The sequence below is a fragment of the Jezberella sp. genome (genome assembly GCF_964834465.1).
Genome location: NZ_CBAZRM010000012.1, coordinates 40,185 through 58,266, shown reverse-complemented (window position 1 = coordinate 58,266; position 18,082 = coordinate 40,185). Strand labels below are relative to the sequence as shown.

The following is an 18,082-nucleotide window of genomic DNA, read 5'->3' as shown; positions in this document are numbered from 1 at the left end:
GGCTTATGGATACTCGTCTACTTGATATTCTTGTTTGCCCAATCTGCAAGGGCAGGCTTCACTTGGATCGCGCTTTGGCAAAGCTCATTTGCAAAGCCGACCGTCTTGCCTATCCTATTCGCGATGGCATCCCTATCATGTTAGAGAACGAGGCAAGCAAGCTGGACGACACCGTCGAGCTGGATCCTGCTGAACCCAATTGAGATGACCAGTTCGTTTCGTGTCATTATTCCTGCTAGATTCGCATCTACACGGCTGCCCGGAAAAATGCTGGCCGACATCGGTGGCGTGCCGATGGTTGTCCGTGTGGCTCAGCGCGCTTTGTTATCGAATGCAAAGCAAGTCACCATCGCGGCTGATCACCCAGACATCATTGCGGCAGCTCAGTCCTTTGGCATTCACACCCTGCTGACGTCTTCAACACACCCCACCGGGACAGATCGGCTGGCTGAGGCGGCAGATCTGCTCGGGCTTGAGAACGAAGATATCGTGGTGAATGTACAAGGCGACGAACCCTTGGTCGATCCCGAGGCGATTAATGGCGTGGCAACATTCTTGGCCACCGACGCTGGTGCCCACATTGCCACTTGCGCCGCGCTGATCAAAGACCCAGCGTCCTTGTTCAATCCAAATGTTGTCAAGGTCGTGTGCAACAAGGCTGGCAGAGCGCTCTATTTTTCGCGTGCACCCATCCCTTGGCATCGTGAGTCTCTGGCGACGGGTCAGAAAATCCTGGCTCCCAATTTGCCTGCACTTCATCATATTGGCCTGTACGCTTACCGCTGCGGATTTTTAAGAGAGTTTCCCAAACTTGAGCCTGGTGTCCTAGAGACAATCGAGTCACTAGAGCAGCTTCGGGCGCTCGAAAATGGTTTTCAGATTGCTGTAAAAACGCTTCCTACCCTACCTTTTGCAGGCATTGACACTGCAGAAGATCTGGCAAGCGTTCGCGCCTTGGTCGAACAATCCCGATAAGGGTGGTCAAGCTTGGGCAGCAGGTGCTGTGCTCTTACGGCATAATGCGAGTATTACGTAAATATAAGACTCGGGAGTTTTCATGCGCCTCATACTACTCGGCCCACCTGGTGCTGGTAAAGGCACACAAGCCGCATTCATCAAAGAAAAGTTTGGTATCCCTCAAATTTCAACGGGGGATATGTTGCGTGCTGCCGTCAAGGCGGGAACCCCCTTAGGCATTCAAGCCAAGAAGATCATGGATAGCGGTGCGTTGGTCTCGGATGACCTGATCATCGGGCTGGTGAAAGACAGATTACAAGAAGCCGATTGCCAAAACGGTTATCTTTTTGACGGTTTTCCCCGCACCATTCCCCAGGCAGATGCGCTCAAAGAGGCGCATGTGGGCCTGGACTTCGTGGTCGAAATCGCCGTGCCAGAGCAAGACATCGTCGAACGAATCAGTGGGCGCCGCTCTCACGCAACGAGCGGCCGCACCTACCACATCAAGTTCAATCCGCCAAAGGTCGAAGGGATCGATGACATCACGGGTGAACCGCTCGTCCAACGCGAGGATGATAAAGAAGAGACGGTGAAACATCGGCTCTCCGTGTACCGTGAGCAAACGCGCCCCCTCGTCGATTACTACTCAAGCTGGGCTGCCGCCGACGCCTTGCAAGCACCTCGCTATCGCAAAGTCGAGGGATTGGGATCAGTCGATGAAATTAAAGCGCGCATATTTAACGCCTTGACCTGACACGAGACCGCCTCACCCGATGAGCTTGTTGCGAGCAACCGCTACGGTCAGCGGCTTCACGCTTTTATCCCGTATATCCGGACTGTTTAGAGATGTCATCATTGCCCGTGCCTTCGGCGCGGGCGCTTTGACGGACGCTTTCTGGGTGGCTTTTCGCATCCCAAACCTTTTGCGAAGGCTCTTCGCCGAGGGCGCCTTTGCCCAAGCATTCGTGCCGATTCTGGGTGAGGCCAAGAACACGCACGATGAAACGGCAATCAAAACGCTGCTCGACCGCGTCGCGTTGGCGCTGTTTGCCATTCTGTTGATCGTGACGGTTGTCGGAATCATCTCAGCGCCCACCGTGGTCATCATGATGGCAAGCGGTTTGGGGGCGGCGGGACGAGAAGACTCGTTTGACGCGGCAGTCGTAATGACGCGGATCATGTTTCCCTACATTGTGTGCATGTCCATGGTGGCCTTAGCTTCGGCTGTACTCAACACGTGGCGAAAATTTGCGGTGCCGGCCTTCACACCCATTTTGCTGAACCTGTCGATGATTGCGGCCGCGTTCGGCATCGCCCCCCATCTAACCCATCCGGTTTACGCCTTAGCGATCGGCGTCATGCTAGGTGGGTTACTGCAGTTGACCGTGCAATGGGTAGCCCTGGGCAAACTAGGATTGCAACCTCGTCTGTCAATCAATGTCAGGCAGGCTCTCGTCGATCCCATGGTGAGACGCATCATGCGCCAGATGTTGCCTGCAACCCTTGGCGTATCGGTTGCCCAGATATCGCTTTTAATTAACACCAATATTGCTACCTGGTTAACGCCCGGCAGTGTGACCTGGCTTTCTTTTGCCGACCGCCTGATGGAGTTTCCCACCGCGCTGATCGGGGTTGCCATCGGTACAGTGCTGTTACCGACTTTATCCAAAGCCAGTACCAATATGGCCGACGGCAGATACAGCAACCTGCTTGACTGGGGGCTCAAGCTCGTACTGTTGCTCGGTTTGCCGGCAGCGGTCACGATGATGCTTATCCCACAAGCGCTCGTCTCGGTACTTTTCCATTATGGTGCTTTTCAAGCCACGGACGTCGGACAAACGCGGCTGGCCGTGGTGGCCTATTCGGTTGGTCTGATTGGGATACTCGCCGTTAAAGTGCTTGCTCCTGGTTTTTACGCACAGCAAAACATCCGCACGCCTGTTTTTATTGCCATTTGCGTGCTGGCAGCGACACAACTGATGAATTTTGTCTTTGTACCCCTGTTTGCGCATGCAGGCTTAGCGCTAACGGTGGGGTTAGGGGCGACGTTGAACGCGTTGGCACTCTTGATTGGATTAAGACGACGAGGGATCTATCAGCCAAACCCCGGCTGGTGGCCGTTTATCGCTCGCATAGGCGTGGCGCTGCTCGCGATGGCAGGCTGTCTCGCCTGGATATCTGCTCGCTTTGACTGGATCGCACTGCAATCCTCGCCCGCACTGCGCATTGGTGCCTTGGTGCTGATCCTAGCAGCAGCGGGGGTCACATACATGGCAGGGCTATGGCTGGCGGGCATACGCATCAAAGACTTCAAACGTGCCCCAACTGTTTAGAAAAAGCCATGCCGCCCGACGCTTGACCATGATTTGTTGGAAAACTGCCAGATTTGCCGCCCAAACTGCCAATAAGGTTTGCAATTCATGGGCTTAGTGCTATAGTAGAGGGCTTTACAGGGTACCCCCCTGCCAACCTAACTAACAGTAAGATATAGCAACCTCATGGCAAATACCGCCCAAGCCCGTAAACGCGCCCGCCAATCGGTAGCGCTTAACAAGCACAATTCAAGCCTGCGCTCGATGTTGCGCACATCGATTAAACGTGTGCGTGAAGCCATTGAGGCTGGTGACAAAGCTGCCGCCAATCTGGTCTTGCAAAAAACAACCAGCATCATTGATCGCGTTGCAGACAAAAACATCATTCACAAGAATAAAGCTGCTCGTCACAAGAGCCGCCTGTCAGCTGCCATTAAATCTTTGGCCTAATGCCTTTGCTTTAGGGCCCCTGGCTGAAAAGGTTCAGTCATCACCAAGGTGTCCCATTGAGTCTCGATTGGATGTAAAGTAGTGCGCTTGTTTAACTCAACGCATAACAACACATCCAATATGAGCAAACCCCGCATACTTCAAATCGGTTCTCTCTCTGGTTCGCCCGTCGCCAACGCGGTCGTCGAAGAGAGATATGACGTTCTCCCTCTCTGGAAATCCTCAGACCAAGCTGCGTTTCTTCGCGAACAAGCTCAAGACATCGAAATTGCAGTCACCTCTGCGGTCACGGGGATTACCGCTGAAGTCATCAACGCGCTACCCAATCTCAAAGCCATTTGTAGCTGGGGGGTCGGTTACGACACATTAGATATCGAAGCGGCACACGCTAGAAACATTCAAGTCAGCAACACCCCAGAGGTTCTCGATGACTGCGTGGCCGACATCGCTTGGGGCCTGCTGCTCGCGTGCCCCAGACAAATAGCTTGGGGTGATCGCTTTGTTCGTGCCAATCATTGGGAAAATAAAACAGCCACCCTGCCCTTGGGAATGCGTGTGAGCGGCAAGAAGCTCGGCATCGTCGGTTTGGGTAATATTGGTGCTGCCATTGCTAAGCGTGGTCTCGGGTTTGATATGCAAGTCGGATATCACAACCGACGTCAACGTAACGACGTTGCCTATGAATACTTCTCGTCGCTCATCGCCCTCGCTCAATGGAGCGATTTTCTCGTGATTGCCACCGTTGGTGGGGCAAGTACCAAACACCTGATCAACGAGGCTGTGTTAAGGGCACTCGGACCACAATCTATGTTGGTGAACATCGCGCGAGGCTCAGTCATCGACGAAGTGGCATTGGTCAAGGTGTTAACCGAAAGTGCGTTGGGTGGTGCAGCGCTTGATGTTTTCGAAAGCGAACCGAAAGTACCGGATGCGTTAAAAACAATGGATAACGTCGTGCTCTTGCCCCACATTGCCAGCGCCACGGTTGAAACCCGACAAGCCATGCTTGAGTTAATGCTCAACAACATTGACACCTATGTCAAAACCGGCAAAGTGGTGACACCGGTCTAAACGAACGTCGTATTACTTTGCTTGAGGATGCGGGCCAAAACTTGTTTTGAGCCCGTTGTCTGTTGCAAAATCTTGAACGAATTTCCAGGCTAAAGGTTCGAGCTCTCGGAGTCTCTCGTCAACGATGACGGCTTTCACACGATCTAACGTGGTTGGCGTCACATAAGGAGAGTAGCTGATGTGGCTTCGAGCGAAACCTACGGGACGATAAGGGGCAAGTACCCCCGCCAGTCGTTCTGCCCAATCGCTAGGTCTGAACGTGGCACCAGATTCGGTAACACCGTATAAAACGAAAAACTGCACTTCTTTTGTCATGCACAACCCGTCTGGTCGCATTCAGGCAACGTGTTCAACAATAAACACGCCGCTGCTCCCTGAATTGTATATGATTGAAGTTTTCCCTTTGCGCACCCAGCGATAACGCTGCGGATTAGCCTCGGAGTCCTCGCATGACCGACAGCAGTCAATCAAAACAACCTCTTAAACATTTTCTTCAGTTTTCAGATTTGACCGTCGAAGAGTTGCATTACGTTCTTGATCGCGCTCGCATTATCAAGGGCAAATTCAAACGCTATGAACCCCATCACCCGCTCAACGACCGCACACTTGCCATGGTATTTGAGAAGGCTAGCACCCGCACCCGAGTCTCTTTCGAGGCAGGGATGTATCAGATGGGTGGCTCTGTGATTCATCTGACCACCACCGACTCTCAACTGGGTCGTTCCGAGCCGATCGAGGACACGGCCAGAATCGTGTCTCGCATGGTCGATCTCGTCATGATCAGAACCTTTGAGCAGACTAGGATTGAGCGTTTTGCAGAGTATTCTAGAGTGCCTGTCATCAACGGGCTTACCAATGAATATCACCCTTGTCAGGTGCTGGCTGATATTTTTACGTTTATCGAACACCGGCAGAGCATTGCAGGCAAAATTGTTGCATGGGTCGGTGACGCCAATAATATGGCGTACACCTGGATACAAGCAGCGCAGATGCTTGGCTTTACCCTTCACGTCAGTGCCCCAACTGGTTACAAGTTGGATCCTGCTCGCATCGAAGGCGTTGCATCAAACGTGCTCAAAGAGTTTGCGGATCCCATGCAGGCGTGTTTAGGCGCGCACTTGGTCACCACGGATGTCTGGACCAGCATGGGCTATGAAGCCGAGAATGAAGATCGACGTCGCGCCTTCGCCGATTGGTGTGTCGATCAGGAGATGATGAGTAACGCGTCTACGGATGCACTCTTCATGCACTGCCTACCTGCGCACCGCGGCGAAGAAGTCACTGCTGAGGTGATCGATGGCCCGCAAAGTGTGGTTTGGGACGAAGGAGAAAACCGATTGCATGTTCAAAAAGCGCTCATGGAGTTTCTATTGCTAGGTCGACTCGACTAAGGCTCGGATCTCCCTCGGCTTGAGGTTAAAATCATACGTTGGCACCTATACAGAGTTACTCATGAGCGATATCAAAAAAGTAGTCCTTGCTTATTCAGGCGGCTTGGATACATCTGTCATCCTTAAATGGTTGCAAGACACCTACCAATGCGAAGTCGTCACTTTTACGGCTGATATTGGCCAGGGCGAAGAGCTAGAGCCTGCCCGTGCGAAGGCCATCAAGTTTGGCATCAAACCAGAGCAGATTTTTATCGACGATTTGCGCGAAGAATTTGTGCGCGATTTTGTTTTTCCGATGTTTCGATGCAATGCGATCTACGAAGGCGAATACTTGCTGGGTACATCGATCGCTCGCCCGCTTATCGCAAAACGTCAGATCGAGATTGCCCGTCAAGTGGGGGCACAGGCAGTGTCGCATGGCGCAACCGGCAAGGGAAACGATCAAGTCCGTTTCGAGCTTGGCTACTATGCCTTAGAGCCCGGCATTAAGGTGATCGCTCCCTGGCGCGAGTGGGATCTAGTCTCGCGCGAAAAGCTACTGGCGTACGCTGAGGATGCAGGCATTGCCATTGACATGAAGCACAAGAACGGAGGTGCGCCCTACTCCATGGACGCCAATCTTTTGCATATCAGTTTCGAAGGCCGGCATCTTGAAGATCCAAAGGCCGAGGCTGAAGAGTCCATGTGGCGCTGGACAGTCTCTCCTGAAGCGGCACCAGATCAGCCGGAATATCTCGATATGGAATTCGAAAATGGTGATCCTGTTGCGCTCAATGGGGTCCGTCTATCCCCTGCCCAATTGCTGACAAAATTAAATGAATTAGGTGGTAAGCACGGCATTGGTCGACTCGATTTGGTTGAAAATCGTTACGTTGGCATGAAGTCACGCGGTTGCTACGAAACCCCAGGCGGCACGATTCTGCTGAAAGGTCACCGAGCGATTGAGTCGATTACGCTGGACCGTGAAGTCGCCCACCTGAAAGATGATTTGATGCCACGATATGCGGCGCTGATTTACAACGGTTACTGGTGGTCACCCGAGCGTCGGGTTTTGCAGGCCTTGATCGACGCGACGCAACAACAAGTCAACGGCTGGGTACGATTAAAACTGTACAAAGGTAGCGTTTACACCGTTGCCCGTGATTCAAAAGACACCTTGTTTGATCAAACCATCGCTACCTTCGATGATGATGGCGGCGCCTACAATCAGGCTGACGCAGCTGGCTTTATCAAACTTAACGCGTTGCGTATGCGTATCGAAGCAAAGGCAGGCCGCAAGTAAACCTGCCATGTTTGAGGGATGCTGGCAAAACATCCCGATATAAAAAAACTGTGTTGACTCATCATCAACACAGTTTTTTTTGGTTCTCTGTTTTCAACTAGCCTTAGCGCTGGACTATTTAAATCTCGATTTGAGTCCCCATTTCTACGACACGATTCGGTGGAATTCTGAAAAATCTAGTGCTGCGCGTGGCATTGCGCATCATGAGAGAGAACAGACGATTTCGGACAGATTTAAATGAGAATTTCTTCTGAACCACTAAGGTCTCGCGTGACAAGAAATAGGATGTCCGCATGGGCTCTAAATTAACTTCGGGATGCAGTTGCCCCAGTTTTTCAAGGATATTGGGCACATCGGGCTCTTCTTTGAAACCGTAGGTCACCGTGGTCTCCCAGCTGCTGGCGCTCAACGGTTTAAAATCAAACTTGTTTTCTAGTTGCACAAAAGGCGTATCGGCGACTTTGATGTGCAAAAACAAGTTCTGCTGATGCAACACTTTATTGTGCTTGAGGTTGTGCAAGAACGCAGGCGGAACAATCCCACCAGCTTCTGAAAGAAACACCGCAGTGCCGTCAACGCGAGCGGGCGGGTGATTTTCAAGCATCCCCATGAATTCGCTGAGCGGCTGACGGTCTCTCAGTTGAATGTCTGCCAACAATGCTCGCCCATTGCGCCAAGTCATCATAAAGCAGAAGATGACCCCAGCGACCAGTAATGGCAACCAACCGCCTTCAACAAACTTCAGTGAGTTTGAGGCAAACAGTAGTGCATCAACGGCTATCAGTATTGACAGACAAATCAATACAAATAGGCGCTTCACGCGCGAAATGCCTCGTAATAAGACCTCAAACGCCAACATGGTCGTAATCAGCATCGTCCCAGTGACTGCGAGCCCATAGGCATTCGCCAGATTATCTGATTTACGGAAGATAACGACCAGCGCCAGTACTGCAATACAGAGCAACCAATTGACTCTGGGCAGATAAATTTGCCCTTCTTCACGTTCTGACGTGTGTAAGACATCCATACGGGGCCAAAATCCGAGCTGGACAGCCTGTCGAGTGACAGAAAAGGCACCTGAAATGACCGCTTGAGAAGCAATTACTGTGGCAATACTGGCCAGAATCACCAAGGGGATCAAGCCGATCGCAGGTGCCATCAGGTAAAACGGATTTTCAATCGCTGCTGGGTTTCGCAGTAATAAGGCACCTTGCCCAAAGTAACAAAGGGTCAACGCCGGTAAGACCAGCGCAAACCAAGCCCTGCGAATAGAGGTGCGACCGAAGTGGCCCATATCGGCATACAGCGCTTCCGCCCCTGTCAATGCCAGGACGACAGAACCCAACAAGACGAACGTTTTATGGGGTGCTGCGAGAATAAGTTGATAGGCGTAAACGGGATTGATCGCCACCAGTACCGCAGGTGTCTGGGAAATTTGCCAAATACCCATCGCACCCAAGATAAAAAACCAGAACATCATCACAGGGCCAAACAATTTGCCGACCACCGCGGTCCCGCGACTCTGAATCACAAACAAAGCAACGATAATGACTAAACAGAGAGGGATTACCCATGCTTCGAAACTATCGGAGATCAGGCTGATCCCTTCGACTGCTGACAACACAGAGATGGCCGGGGTAATCATGCTGTCGCCATAAAACAGGGCAGTACCAAAAGTGCCCAGCGCGATCAAAAGCGCTTTTTGCCAAGGCGGACGCCCCCGAACGGCCAGACCAACCAAGGCCATCGTCCCGCCCTCACCTTTGTTATCAGCTCTTAAAATGAACATGACGTATTTGATGGACACGACAATCATCAACATCCAGAACAACAAAGACAGCGTGCCCAACACTTGATCTTGGGAAAAGTCTTTATATCCCTCAAGGCACTGCTTCAGTGTGTAGAGAGGACTGGTACCAATATCACCATAAACAACGCCGATCGCACCGATCATCAACGCCGAGGCTGGTGTGGCGCCGGTGCTATTTTTGGAAGAATTATCGGATGACATTAAATTGAACCAATCTGTTTAATTGCGCCCCAATACGAGGCCCGGGGAAAACAACAGTCAATCTCGTGCCCGCAAATTGAGGACGACTGACAATATTCCACCAAGCGCCGTGCGCGCGAGCGATTTCGCGCACGATGGCTAACCCCAACCCTGACCCTTCACCGCTGACCTCAGGCGAGCGGTAGAAAGCCTCGAAGACTCTACCTTGCTCTTTGGGACTGACGCCACAGCCATCGTCCTCTACCGCGAGCGTGGGAGGAGTCTCAGTAATGTGCAAACGCACATAACTCGCAGCCGAAGCATACCTCAAAGCATTATCGATCAGGTTACCTAATAACTCGTTCAGTAAAATTGGATCGCCATCAATCCAAACCGGTTGCTCTGGCACGTCAATCACTAAACTGATTTTACTATCTTTGGCTTTATGCCACCATTGCGCACCCGCGCTGCGCAACCATTCGCACAGATCCAGACGTAAAAAATGGTCTTGAGGCCCCGCTTGCGTATCTACCCGAGCCAGTACGAGCAACTGCTGTCCCAGCCTGATCATGCGATCACTAATGGATTTAATGCGTTCAGCCCTGTCTCTGATGTCGGGGGCAAGCTCTCTGGCCAGCATCAGCTCAGATTCGAGTCTCAATCCCGCGAGGGGCGTTCTTAATTGATGAGCAGCATTGCCAATAAAGCGCTTTTGAGCGGCCATCGACTCATCTAACCGGTCAAGTAGCTCGTTCGTGTGTCGGATCAAAGGCCCTAGCTCACTGGGCAGGCTGTCGACCTTCAACCGGCTTAAATCATCGGCTGAGCGCAAGGCGATCTGAGCCGAAATCTGATTCACTGCTTGTAAACCTGATCTGACCCCTTGCAAAATGACCCATGTCAACGAAGCGAGCAAGATCAGATGACCAATTAACATCGACCAGAAAATATCCCTCAGTGCCCACTCTTCAATTTCAAAGTTATGCGTCAGTAACCATGTCGCAAACACGTCAAGTAGCGCGAGCAGAAACACTGGTAGTAATAAACGACGAACCAAATGCCGAGCTAAGGAGCCCGATCGCAAGAACGAAATACTGGCATCAATTGGTGCGTTGCTGTTCGACATCTAAGCTGTACCCGAAGCCACGAATCGTTTGTATTAAGATACCCGTGCCCTCAAGTCGTTTGCGCAAACGGTAAATATAAACTTCAACGGCGTTCTCGCTAAAGTCAGCATCAAGCGCTGATAGGGCCTGAACGATCTGCTGTTTGGTGACGACTTTGCCCGGATGATTCAAGAGCATTTCTAACACCGATAGTTCGCGAACAGATAGTGACAGACGAACACCGGCAACGCGCAACTCGCGATTAGATAAGTCAAACGATAGCCCGCCAAACTCGATCACCGATTGAGACAAACCAACTCGCCGTCTGATGACCGCTCGCACTCTTGCAGCAAACTCGATTAACTCGAAAGGCTTGGTGAGATAGTCGTCTGCCCCCGCATCCAAGCCAGACACACGATCATTCAATCCGTCGCGAGCGGTCAAGATCAGAACAGGGGTATTGTCGCCCTTCTGCCTGAGGGCAGCAAGAATTTGAAGACCATCAATAGACGGCAAACCCAAATCAAGCACCGACAAATCGTACTGATACCGATCGAGCGCATCGATCCCCTGAAGACCGTCATCAACCCAATCAACGACATAGCCTTGATTGGTCAAAAACTCTTGCAATGCACGCCCTAAGGTGGCGTCGTCTTCGATAACAAGGATTCTCATGATGAAAGTTTACCTCGCGAAAGCAGAAGCCCTGCTTTCTTTTCTACCTACCAGTGATTTACCGAGCAAGCGAAAACTCATAGGGGATATCGGCCAGTGCTTGAACCGCTTGACTATTTTTCTGGTGAGGTCTGAACCGTGTCTGTCGGGCAGCTGCCAAGGCAGCGTCATCTAAAGACGAATAGCTTGAGGACGAAAACACGGAGGCCATGGTCACAGCACCTGTATTATCGATCGAAACGCGAATCACCACCTGACCTTGCTGGCGCAATTTGATGGCGGCCACGGGATAGCGTGGTTGCGGTGGGATGCCCCGATATCCACCTGCTTATCCACCCAGTTATCCACGCGCTTATCCACCGGCTTATCCCCTTCGATGGTCAACTTGATATCAATTGTCAAAGGTGTTGCTTGGACGGGGTGCTTTGATAGGTGCAGGTCAGTTGGTTCAGAGACAACCTTCACGTCTGAGGTCGAATCAGACAATGCAGGTTCGTCGTTAGGTTGTACTTCAAGCGACACCATGATCGGAAGGTCGCTGCTGAGATGAGGTGTGGGTTGGATTCGAATGAAAAATACACATACGGCGAATAACGCATGTACGCAGAAAACGCAGAAAACGGTTTTCAGCCGATTCATCCAATCAGCTCGTGCCATGGGAGGGGAAACGTGATGAACGTGAATAAGTGATGGTGGGTCGTGACGGACTCGAACCGCCGACAGCCTCGGTGTAAGCGAGGAACTCTACCAACTGAGTTAACGACCCTAAAAAAACAAATGCGGCTCGCATTATAGCGAACCGCATTTTTTTAGCAACCGACAGTCGATTAATTCACTGCGTCTTTCAGTGCTTTACCTGGACGGAACTTAGGTACTTTTGCTTTTTTGATCTTGATTGCCTCACCAGTGCGTGGATTACGGCCAGTGCGCGCAGCGCGAGCAGTCACAGCAAACGTACCGAAACCAACCAACGTCACCGTACCACCTTTTTTGAGTGTGGTTTTGACAGCAGCGATCATGGCATCAAGCGAGCGACCCGCAGCAGCCTTTGAAATATCTGCCTTAGTGGCGATGTGTTCAATCAGTTCGGTTTTATTCATTTGAGGTTTACCCCTTTGTAATGTTGACAAAAAATCTGACAAAAAAAACTACTTACTCAAACAATTGGCTTTTGATCATTCGAAAACCAAAAAACTATATTTGATGCTTCCAGAGTGAGATTAGGCCTTTTGCAACGGCGGCTGTCAAGAAAAAAACAGCGTAAAAGCCGCACTTTCAGCCAATCTAGCAATTTTTTTATAAGCCTAATTGACAGTAGCTAAAAAAACCAAGGGAGAACACTCATAAATTATTAAGAACGTATTAACAATCCCTCATTTAAATCAGTCTTGCCTCCATCAACATTTGCTCAATGCTTGCTCAAAATCATTGATCAAATCCTGCTCATCTTCAATACCGACAGAGACACGAATCAAACTATCAGCAATCCCCATTTGGGCCCTGAGGTTAGGACCCATTTCGTAATAAATAGTGTGTGCTGCGGGCAACGCCAGTGTGCGCGTATCACCCACGTGTGTCGCAAGGATCACCACTTGCAGATAATTCAAAAATTGAAAACAATCAATGCCGTCAACTAGCTCAAGCGCAAATAGCATGCTGTAACGATCACCGAATAATTGTTGCGCCCGAGCGTGCTGGGGATGATTGGGCAAACCAGGGTAGGCAACTTTGGCTACTTTAGGGTGCCTGACCAAGTAATTCGTTAATGCAGTTGCGTTTCTACAAATTTTATCCATACGAAGCGCCAGTGTTTCAGCACCAATCGCAATGCGATGAGCCGCATCCGACGATAGCGTGCCGCCCATGTCGCGCAACCCTTTCTTCTTGATTTGTGTCAACCCCCAGCCGTTGACCGCGCCCTTTTTGTAGACATCCAGAATATTCGGAAACGTCGACCAGTCGAAAAGACCCGTGTCAGTCAATGACCCGCCAAGGGCATGTGCATGCCCGCCAATATGTTTAGAGAGTGAGTTCATGACGAGTGACGCGCCAATCGACTTAGCCTGAAAGAGGATGGGCGAGGTCACGGTATTGTCAACGACCAAACAAATATTGTTAGCGCGACACAACTCACCAATACCTTCCAAATCTGCCACTTGAGTGCCCGGATTAGCGATTGTCTCGGTGAAAACCATTCTTGTATTGGATTGAATTGCAGCGGCGACTGCTTTGACATCTGTCGCGTCGACCAAGGAAACTTGAATTCCAAGCAGCTGCAACGTGCCGAACAAGCTACTCGTGTTGCCGAAGATGAACTGACTGGACACCAAGTGGTCGCCGCTGCGCAAGAGCGAGGTGAACAAAGCGGACAAAGCAGCCATCCCAGTCGCAAACGTCAAGCTGCTGGCACCAGACTCCATGATAGAAATTTTCTTATCAAGGGCCTCTGTGGTGGGCGTGCCTTGACGCGAATACGTATAGCCTGCCTTGCCTTGAAAAACGACGGCCAATTCACGCGCATCGGCATACGCATACTGCGTTGAAGGGTGGATCGGCTTATGCACCGCCCCATGCTCAACATCGTTGCGCCGATCCGCGTGAAGAATACTTGTCGTGAAACCGAATTTAGCCATGATGCGTTCAATGCCCAGTCGTTGATTGCGAATGGCATTCAGTTTACAGATTTCTTTTTCATCATGGGCCGAGCAAGTTAACCCCAGCGTCAATTAGCGCCTTTGTCGGACGGTCTCATAAAGACAGACGCCAGTGGCTACGCTTACATTCAGGCTTTCTACACTGCCAAGCATCGGGACGTGTGCCAAGAGATCACAGGTCTCGCGGGTCAGTCGTCTCATCCCCTCGCCCTCTGCACCCATGACCCACGCGATCGCACCCTTAACATCAACCTCGTGAATACTTTGAGTCGCCTGATCGTCAGTGCCAATCAACCAAATATTGCGATCCTTAATGTCCCGCATCGTACGAGCCAAGTTAGTCACCATAATGTAGGGCACCGACTCGGCAGCCCCGCATGCGACGCGTTGAACCGTCGTACTCAACCCAGCTGCGCGGTCTTTTGGGGCAATCACGGCATGCACGCCAGCGGCGTCAGCCGTTCGAAGGCAAGCACCTAAATTGTGAGGATCGGTCACACCATCCAGAATCAACAAGAAAGCTGGTTCAGTCAACTCGTCGAGGACTTCGTCTAGATCCGCAGCTAACTTTCTGGGATCAGCCACAGCGACCACGCCTTGGTGGCGTGCGCCACCAGCGAGACCATCAAGGCGATCCATGGCGACAGGATGAACTGCGCAACCAAGTGCACGAGCTTGTTCGATCAGGCTCTGCATCCGCTTATCTCGACGAGACGCTTCAACGTACAGTTCTTTGACGGAGCCAGGTGCTTGCCTCAGACGAGCAATAACCGCATGAAAACCCGCCAGCACTTGTGTTGCAGCCATGATGAACCTTATTCGATCTCTATCCGTTGAACCTCGCCGACTAACGAGGTTTGCGGGGAGATTTTTTCACACTTGGACTTTTCCCGCTTCGAGCCTGACGTTGCGGGGGACGTGAATCCATCTTCGCCGTCTTTTTCGCTTCTGCGCGGCGGACTTTGGCCGTTGTCCCCTTGAGCTCAGCGGGTTTGGAAGAAGCAGCCTTCTTCGCGCGTCGAAACGGTTGCTCTTCTGTCCGATTGGCCTGCTTACGCAGTGAGACGAAACTGGTACCCGCAACAAGCCGGAACTCAATTCGCCTTGCCTCAAGATCAACACGTGCAACTTGCACTTGCACAGCATCCGTCAAACGGTACCGCATGCCTGTTCGCTCTCCGCGCAACTCATGAAGCGCTTCATTGAACTGAAAGTATTCGGTACCGAGCTCAGAGACATGCACCATGCCTTCAACATGCAGGGTATCGAGCGTCACAAAGATACCAAAGCTCGCCACCCCAGTAACTTTGCCACTGAACGTTTCGCCTACCCGCTCTTTAACAAACCAGCATTTCAACCAGGCCTCGACATCACGGGAGGCATCATCGGCTCGGCGCTCATTCGCCGATAACAACAGACCGAGTTTTTCCCAGACATCATGCTCGTGTTCACTGCGAGTCGCACCGGGCGCAGAGATATGACCAGCAAATTCCGGTTGGTATCTCGTCCCCTTGAGTAAGGCCTTGATGACCCGGTGAGTCAGCAAATCAGGATAACGCCGGATGGGCGACGTAAAATGTGTGTAGGCTGGGTAAGACAAGCCAAAGTGTCCCATATTGTCCGGACCATAAATTGCCTGTTGCATCGATCGCAAACACATCGTCTGCAGCAAAGAGTAGTCAGGCCGGCCACGCGCCTTCTCGAGCAACTCGCCGTAATCTTTGGCCGTGGGATCTGAACCGCCGCCCAACCCAAGACCCAGCGTGCGCAAGAACTCTCGTAGCGAGGTGAGCTTGTCAGGCGTTGGCCCTTCATGCACGCGATAGAGTCCGATGTGTTTGCTTCTGAACATGAAATCGGCGGCGCAGGTGTTGGCTGCCAACATACACTCTTCAATCAGCCGGTGTGCATCATTTCTCACCATCCCGACGATCTGTTCAATACGGCCCAGCTCATTACATAAAATCTTGGTTTCAACCGTGTCAAAATCGATAGCACCACGATCTTTGCGGCCTTGGTAAAGCAATTGATAAAGCTGATACAGGTGATTGATCTGCGGCATAACCTTTGACAGGCTCTTGGCCATCGGGCCGCCTTGTTGCTGCAAAGATTCCCACACCTGGTTGTAAGTCGTGCGCGCGTGAGAGTGAATAACGGCGTTATAAAACTGATAAGCGCTGACGGTGCCCGCTTTGGTGCCAGAGGCATTGATTACCATATCGCAAACGAGCACAAGGCGATCGACGTTGGCATTCAGGGAGCACAGTCCGTTGGATAATTTCTCTGGCAGCATGGGGATCACCCGCCGCGGAAAATAGACACTCGTACCGCGTTCACGGGCAGCGATGTCCAAGCCGTCGTCTGGTGTCACGTAGTGGCTGACATCTGCAATAGCGACTAACAGACGCCAAGCGGGGCGTTTACGCCCTGTGGTACCCAAATCAATGGGCTCTGCATAGACGGCATCATCAAAGTCTCGAGCGTCTTCTCCGTCAATCGTGATAAAGGGTACATCACGCAAATCAACCCGATCTTTGAGATCGCTACGCCTTACCGCGTCAGGTAACTTCTCTGTCTGACGCAAGGCTGCCTCACTGAACTCGACAGGCACATCAAATTTGCGAACTGCAATCTCGATTTCCATCCCGGGGTCGTCAATCTCACCGAGAATCTCGGCAACGCGGCCCAACGGCTGAGTATGGCGAGTCGGTTGCTCGATGATATCGACAGACACGACTTGACCGTGTTGCGCGCCTCCCGTCTCACCAGGTGGGATCAATACATCGTGTTTGATGCGCTGATCTTCTGGCACCACAATCGTCAAACCACGTTCGTTTAAGAACCGCCCAACGAGGCGGTTCGTTCTGCGCTCGATGACTTCAACAATAGTCCCTTCCGGTTTGCCCCTGTATTCACCACCAGGTTTAACCAACACGCGATCGCCGTGAAGCACTTTGAGCATTTCACGGGGCGATAAAAAGATATCGGGACCGCCGCCGTCTCTAATCAGGAAGCCAAATCCATCACGATGCCCCTGCACTTTGCCAGCGACAAAATCCAGTTTGTTCGCTAGCAATAGCAGCCCTTTACGGTTAGGCAGTAATTGACCATCGCGCTCCATCGCGGCAAGCCGACGATCAAATCCGATACGCGTCTCTTCTCGGTCGGCACCCATATGGATAGCTAGATCACCTGCTGATAACGGTGCCGCAGAATTGCGCAACGCCTCGAGAATCTGCTCACGACTGGGGACATCAGGGTCAAAGTCGGCTGGAAGTTCGGGCGTCCCGGCGGTGACACGAATTTTCTTTGCTGGATATGGGGCGCGGTTTGCCAAAGTGTGAATCTCGTTTATAATGGAGGGCTTGAGTAAAAGTTATCGCTAATACAGTAATTATTCATGCGAGTAGTGCTGTACGGTAATCAGTCATGCAGGGCCCAGGTGGCGGAATTGGTAGACGCGCACGGTTCAGGTCCGTGTGCCGCAAGGTGTGGAGGTTCGAGTCCTCTCCTGGGCACCACTTAAGTGTAAAGCATATTGCGTGACAATACGCTTGATGTTTAATCAGTCGCGTTTTAGCTAAGCCAGCCCCAATACCATCTTGAAGTGCGAGATGTTGGCTTCGAAAAACTCATCCCCTTCAAGTACAAAACCATGCTTGTTATAAAACGCGATGGCGTGCGTTTGAGCGTGCAAAACCACAGCAACGTGCCCTCTTGTGCGTGCTTCACCGATCAATGCCTGCAGTACTGCGCTGCCGACTTGGTTGCCTCGGGCCGAGGCAGACACTGCCATTCGGCCAATATGCCCGTCTGGTAATAACCGACCAGTTGCAAGCGCTTGGCCTTGTACGTCATAGGCCACGGCATGAACACATGCTGCGTCCATCTCGTCGACCTCTTCCTCGGGGGGCACCCCTTGTTCAATGACAAAGACGGCATGCCTGATGGGCAGCGCGTCTTGTTGCATCTCATGCCAAGGCCCCAATCTTATGTTTACGTCATGGCGATGCATTTCAATCTCTTTTTGCCTGTCATTCATGAGCTCAATCAATTCGCGTTTAGCCAGCCACCCCATGTGCTAACCCGTATCACGATAGTGCAACATAGCTGACCTTAAGTTGCATAGGATACCAACATCCTGCGGCACACTTGAGACAAGCATGTCCAACGTTGTCTGTTAAATTCCCAGCA

General features: G+C 51.6%; 18 protein-coding genes and 2 tRNA genes. 9 read left to right on the top strand and 11 right to left on the bottom strand.

What is annotated here, in order from left to right; genetic code table 11:
* Window positions 1-5 precede the first annotated feature (5 nt).
* The 6 genes from AC1W8Y_RS10735 (at window position 6) to AC1W8Y_RS10710 (ending at window position 4,790) form a co-directional block, all read left to right on the top strand.
* Window positions 6-203 carry a Trm112 family protein gene (locus AC1W8Y_RS10735; protein WP_482014472.1) on the top strand — a complete coding sequence of 66 codons (198 nt, stop codon included), beginning with the start codon at window positions 6-8 and terminating at the stop codon, window positions 201-203.
* A 1-nt stretch (window position 204) separates the two neighbouring features.
* Window positions 205-975 carry a 3-deoxy-manno-octulosonate cytidylyltransferase gene (gene kdsB / locus AC1W8Y_RS10730; RefSeq protein WP_482014471.1) on the top strand — a complete coding sequence of 257 codons (771 nt, stop codon included), beginning with the start codon at window positions 205-207 and terminating at the stop codon, window positions 973-975.
* An 82-nt stretch (window positions 976-1,057) separates the two neighbouring features.
* A complete protein-coding gene (adk, locus tag AC1W8Y_RS10725) occupies window positions 1,058-1,711 on the top strand; it encodes an adenylate kinase (protein WP_482014470.1) in 654 nt (217 codons plus the stop codon).
* A gap of 19 nt (window positions 1,712-1,730) precedes the next feature.
* Window positions 1,731-3,290, top strand: a complete 1,560-nt coding sequence (gene murJ, locus AC1W8Y_RS10720; protein WP_482014469.1) for a murein biosynthesis integral membrane protein MurJ — start codon at window positions 1,731-1,733, stop codon at window positions 3,288-3,290.
* Window positions 3,291-3,455: 165 nt separating this feature from the next.
* Window positions 3,456-3,719, top strand: a complete 264-nt coding sequence (rpsT, locus tag AC1W8Y_RS10715) for a 30S ribosomal protein S20 (protein ID WP_106226455.1) — start codon at window positions 3,456-3,458, stop codon at window positions 3,717-3,719.
* A 120-nt stretch (window positions 3,720-3,839) separates the two neighbouring features.
* Window positions 3,840-4,790, top strand: coding sequence for a 2-hydroxyacid dehydrogenase (locus AC1W8Y_RS10710; RefSeq protein WP_482014468.1), 951 nt, complete (start codon window positions 3,840-3,842; stop codon window positions 4,788-4,790).
* A gap of 12 nt (window positions 4,791-4,802) precedes the next feature.
* Here the strand turns inward: AC1W8Y_RS10710 and AC1W8Y_RS10705 are convergent, their stop codons facing one another.
* The gene (locus tag AC1W8Y_RS10705; RefSeq protein ID WP_482014467.1) at window positions 4,803-5,105 is read right to left on the bottom strand and encodes a DUF3579 domain-containing protein; all 303 of its coding nucleotides are present in this window, start codon (window positions 5,103-5,105) and stop codon (window positions 4,803-4,805) included.
* Window positions 5,106-5,239: 134 nt separating this feature from the next.
* Here AC1W8Y_RS10705 and argF point away from each other — a divergent pair, with 134 nt between their 5' ends.
* Together argF and AC1W8Y_RS10695 are read left to right on the top strand one after the other, a co-directional pair.
* The gene (gene argF, locus AC1W8Y_RS10700) at window positions 5,240-6,181 is read left to right on the top strand and encodes an ornithine carbamoyltransferase (protein ID WP_482014466.1); all 942 of its coding nucleotides are present in this window, start codon (window positions 5,240-5,242) and stop codon (window positions 6,179-6,181) included.
* A 61-nt stretch (window positions 6,182-6,242) separates the two neighbouring features.
* Window positions 6,243-7,463: an argininosuccinate synthase gene (locus tag AC1W8Y_RS10695; RefSeq protein ID WP_482014465.1), complete on the top strand. Its 1,221-nt coding sequence runs from the start codon at window positions 6,243-6,245 to the stop codon at window positions 7,461-7,463.
* Window positions 7,464-7,581: 118 nt separating this feature from the next.
* Here AC1W8Y_RS10695 and AC1W8Y_RS10690 read toward each other — a convergent pair whose 3' ends face one another.
* The 9 genes from AC1W8Y_RS10690 to rnr form a co-directional block, all read right to left on the bottom strand.
* On the bottom strand, window positions 7,582-9,474 hold the full coding sequence (locus tag AC1W8Y_RS10690) for a potassium transporter Kup (protein ID WP_482014464.1): 1,893 nt from the start codon (window positions 9,472-9,474) through the stop codon (window positions 7,582-7,584).
* Window positions 9,461-10,579, bottom strand: a complete 1,119-nt coding sequence (locus tag AC1W8Y_RS10685) for a sensor histidine kinase (protein WP_482014463.1) — start codon at window positions 10,577-10,579, stop codon at window positions 9,461-9,463. The genes AC1W8Y_RS10690 and AC1W8Y_RS10685 overlap by 14 nt, the downstream gene beginning before the upstream one ends.
* Window positions 10,554-11,234: a response regulator transcription factor gene (locus AC1W8Y_RS10680; RefSeq protein ID WP_482014462.1), complete on the bottom strand. Its 681-nt coding sequence runs from the start codon at window positions 11,232-11,234 to the stop codon at window positions 10,554-10,556. Before AC1W8Y_RS10680 ends, AC1W8Y_RS10685 begins: the two co-directional genes overlap by 26 nt.
* Window positions 11,235-11,292: 58 nt before the next feature.
* Window positions 11,293-11,544, bottom strand: coding sequence for a TonB family protein (locus AC1W8Y_RS10675; protein ID WP_482014541.1), 252 nt, complete (start codon window positions 11,542-11,544; stop codon window positions 11,293-11,295).
* 380 nt (window positions 11,545-11,924) lie between these two features.
* Window positions 11,925-12,000, bottom strand: a tRNA-Val gene (locus AC1W8Y_RS10670).
* A gap of 61 nt (window positions 12,001-12,061) precedes the next feature.
* Window positions 12,062-12,334 (bottom strand): HU family DNA-binding protein, encoded by a 273-nt coding sequence (locus AC1W8Y_RS10665; RefSeq protein ID WP_422242744.1) that lies wholly within the window; start codon window positions 12,332-12,334, stop codon window positions 12,062-12,064.
* A 297-nt stretch (window positions 12,335-12,631) separates the two neighbouring features.
* The gene (locus tag AC1W8Y_RS10660; protein WP_482014461.1) at window positions 12,632-13,867 is read right to left on the bottom strand and encodes a cystathionine gamma-synthase family protein; all 1,236 of its coding nucleotides are present in this window, start codon (window positions 13,865-13,867) and stop codon (window positions 12,632-12,634) included.
* A 93-nt stretch (window positions 13,868-13,960) separates the two neighbouring features.
* Window positions 13,961-14,695: a 23S rRNA (guanosine(2251)-2'-O)-methyltransferase RlmB gene (gene rlmB / locus AC1W8Y_RS10655; RefSeq protein WP_482014460.1), complete on the bottom strand. Its 735-nt coding sequence runs from the start codon at window positions 14,693-14,695 to the stop codon at window positions 13,961-13,963.
* A gap of 40 nt (window positions 14,696-14,735) precedes the next feature.
* Window positions 14,736-17,225 carry a ribonuclease R gene (gene rnr / locus AC1W8Y_RS10650; RefSeq protein ID WP_482014459.1) on the bottom strand — a complete coding sequence of 830 codons (2,490 nt, stop codon included), beginning with the start codon at window positions 17,223-17,225 and terminating at the stop codon, window positions 14,736-14,738.
* 99 nt (window positions 17,226-17,324) lie between these two features.
* Between rnr and AC1W8Y_RS10645 the strand changes: the two genes are divergently transcribed.
* Window positions 17,325-17,409: transfer RNA gene (locus AC1W8Y_RS10645), tRNA-Leu, on the top strand.
* A 59-nt stretch (window positions 17,410-17,468) separates the two neighbouring features.
* On the opposite strand, the gene AC1W8Y_RS10640 is transcribed toward AC1W8Y_RS10645, so the two are convergent.
* Complete coding sequence (locus tag AC1W8Y_RS10640; protein WP_482014458.1) at window positions 17,469-17,930, bottom strand: GNAT family N-acetyltransferase; 462 nt, start codon at window positions 17,928-17,930, stop codon at window positions 17,469-17,471.
* Window positions 17,931-18,082: the final 152 nt, after the last annotated feature.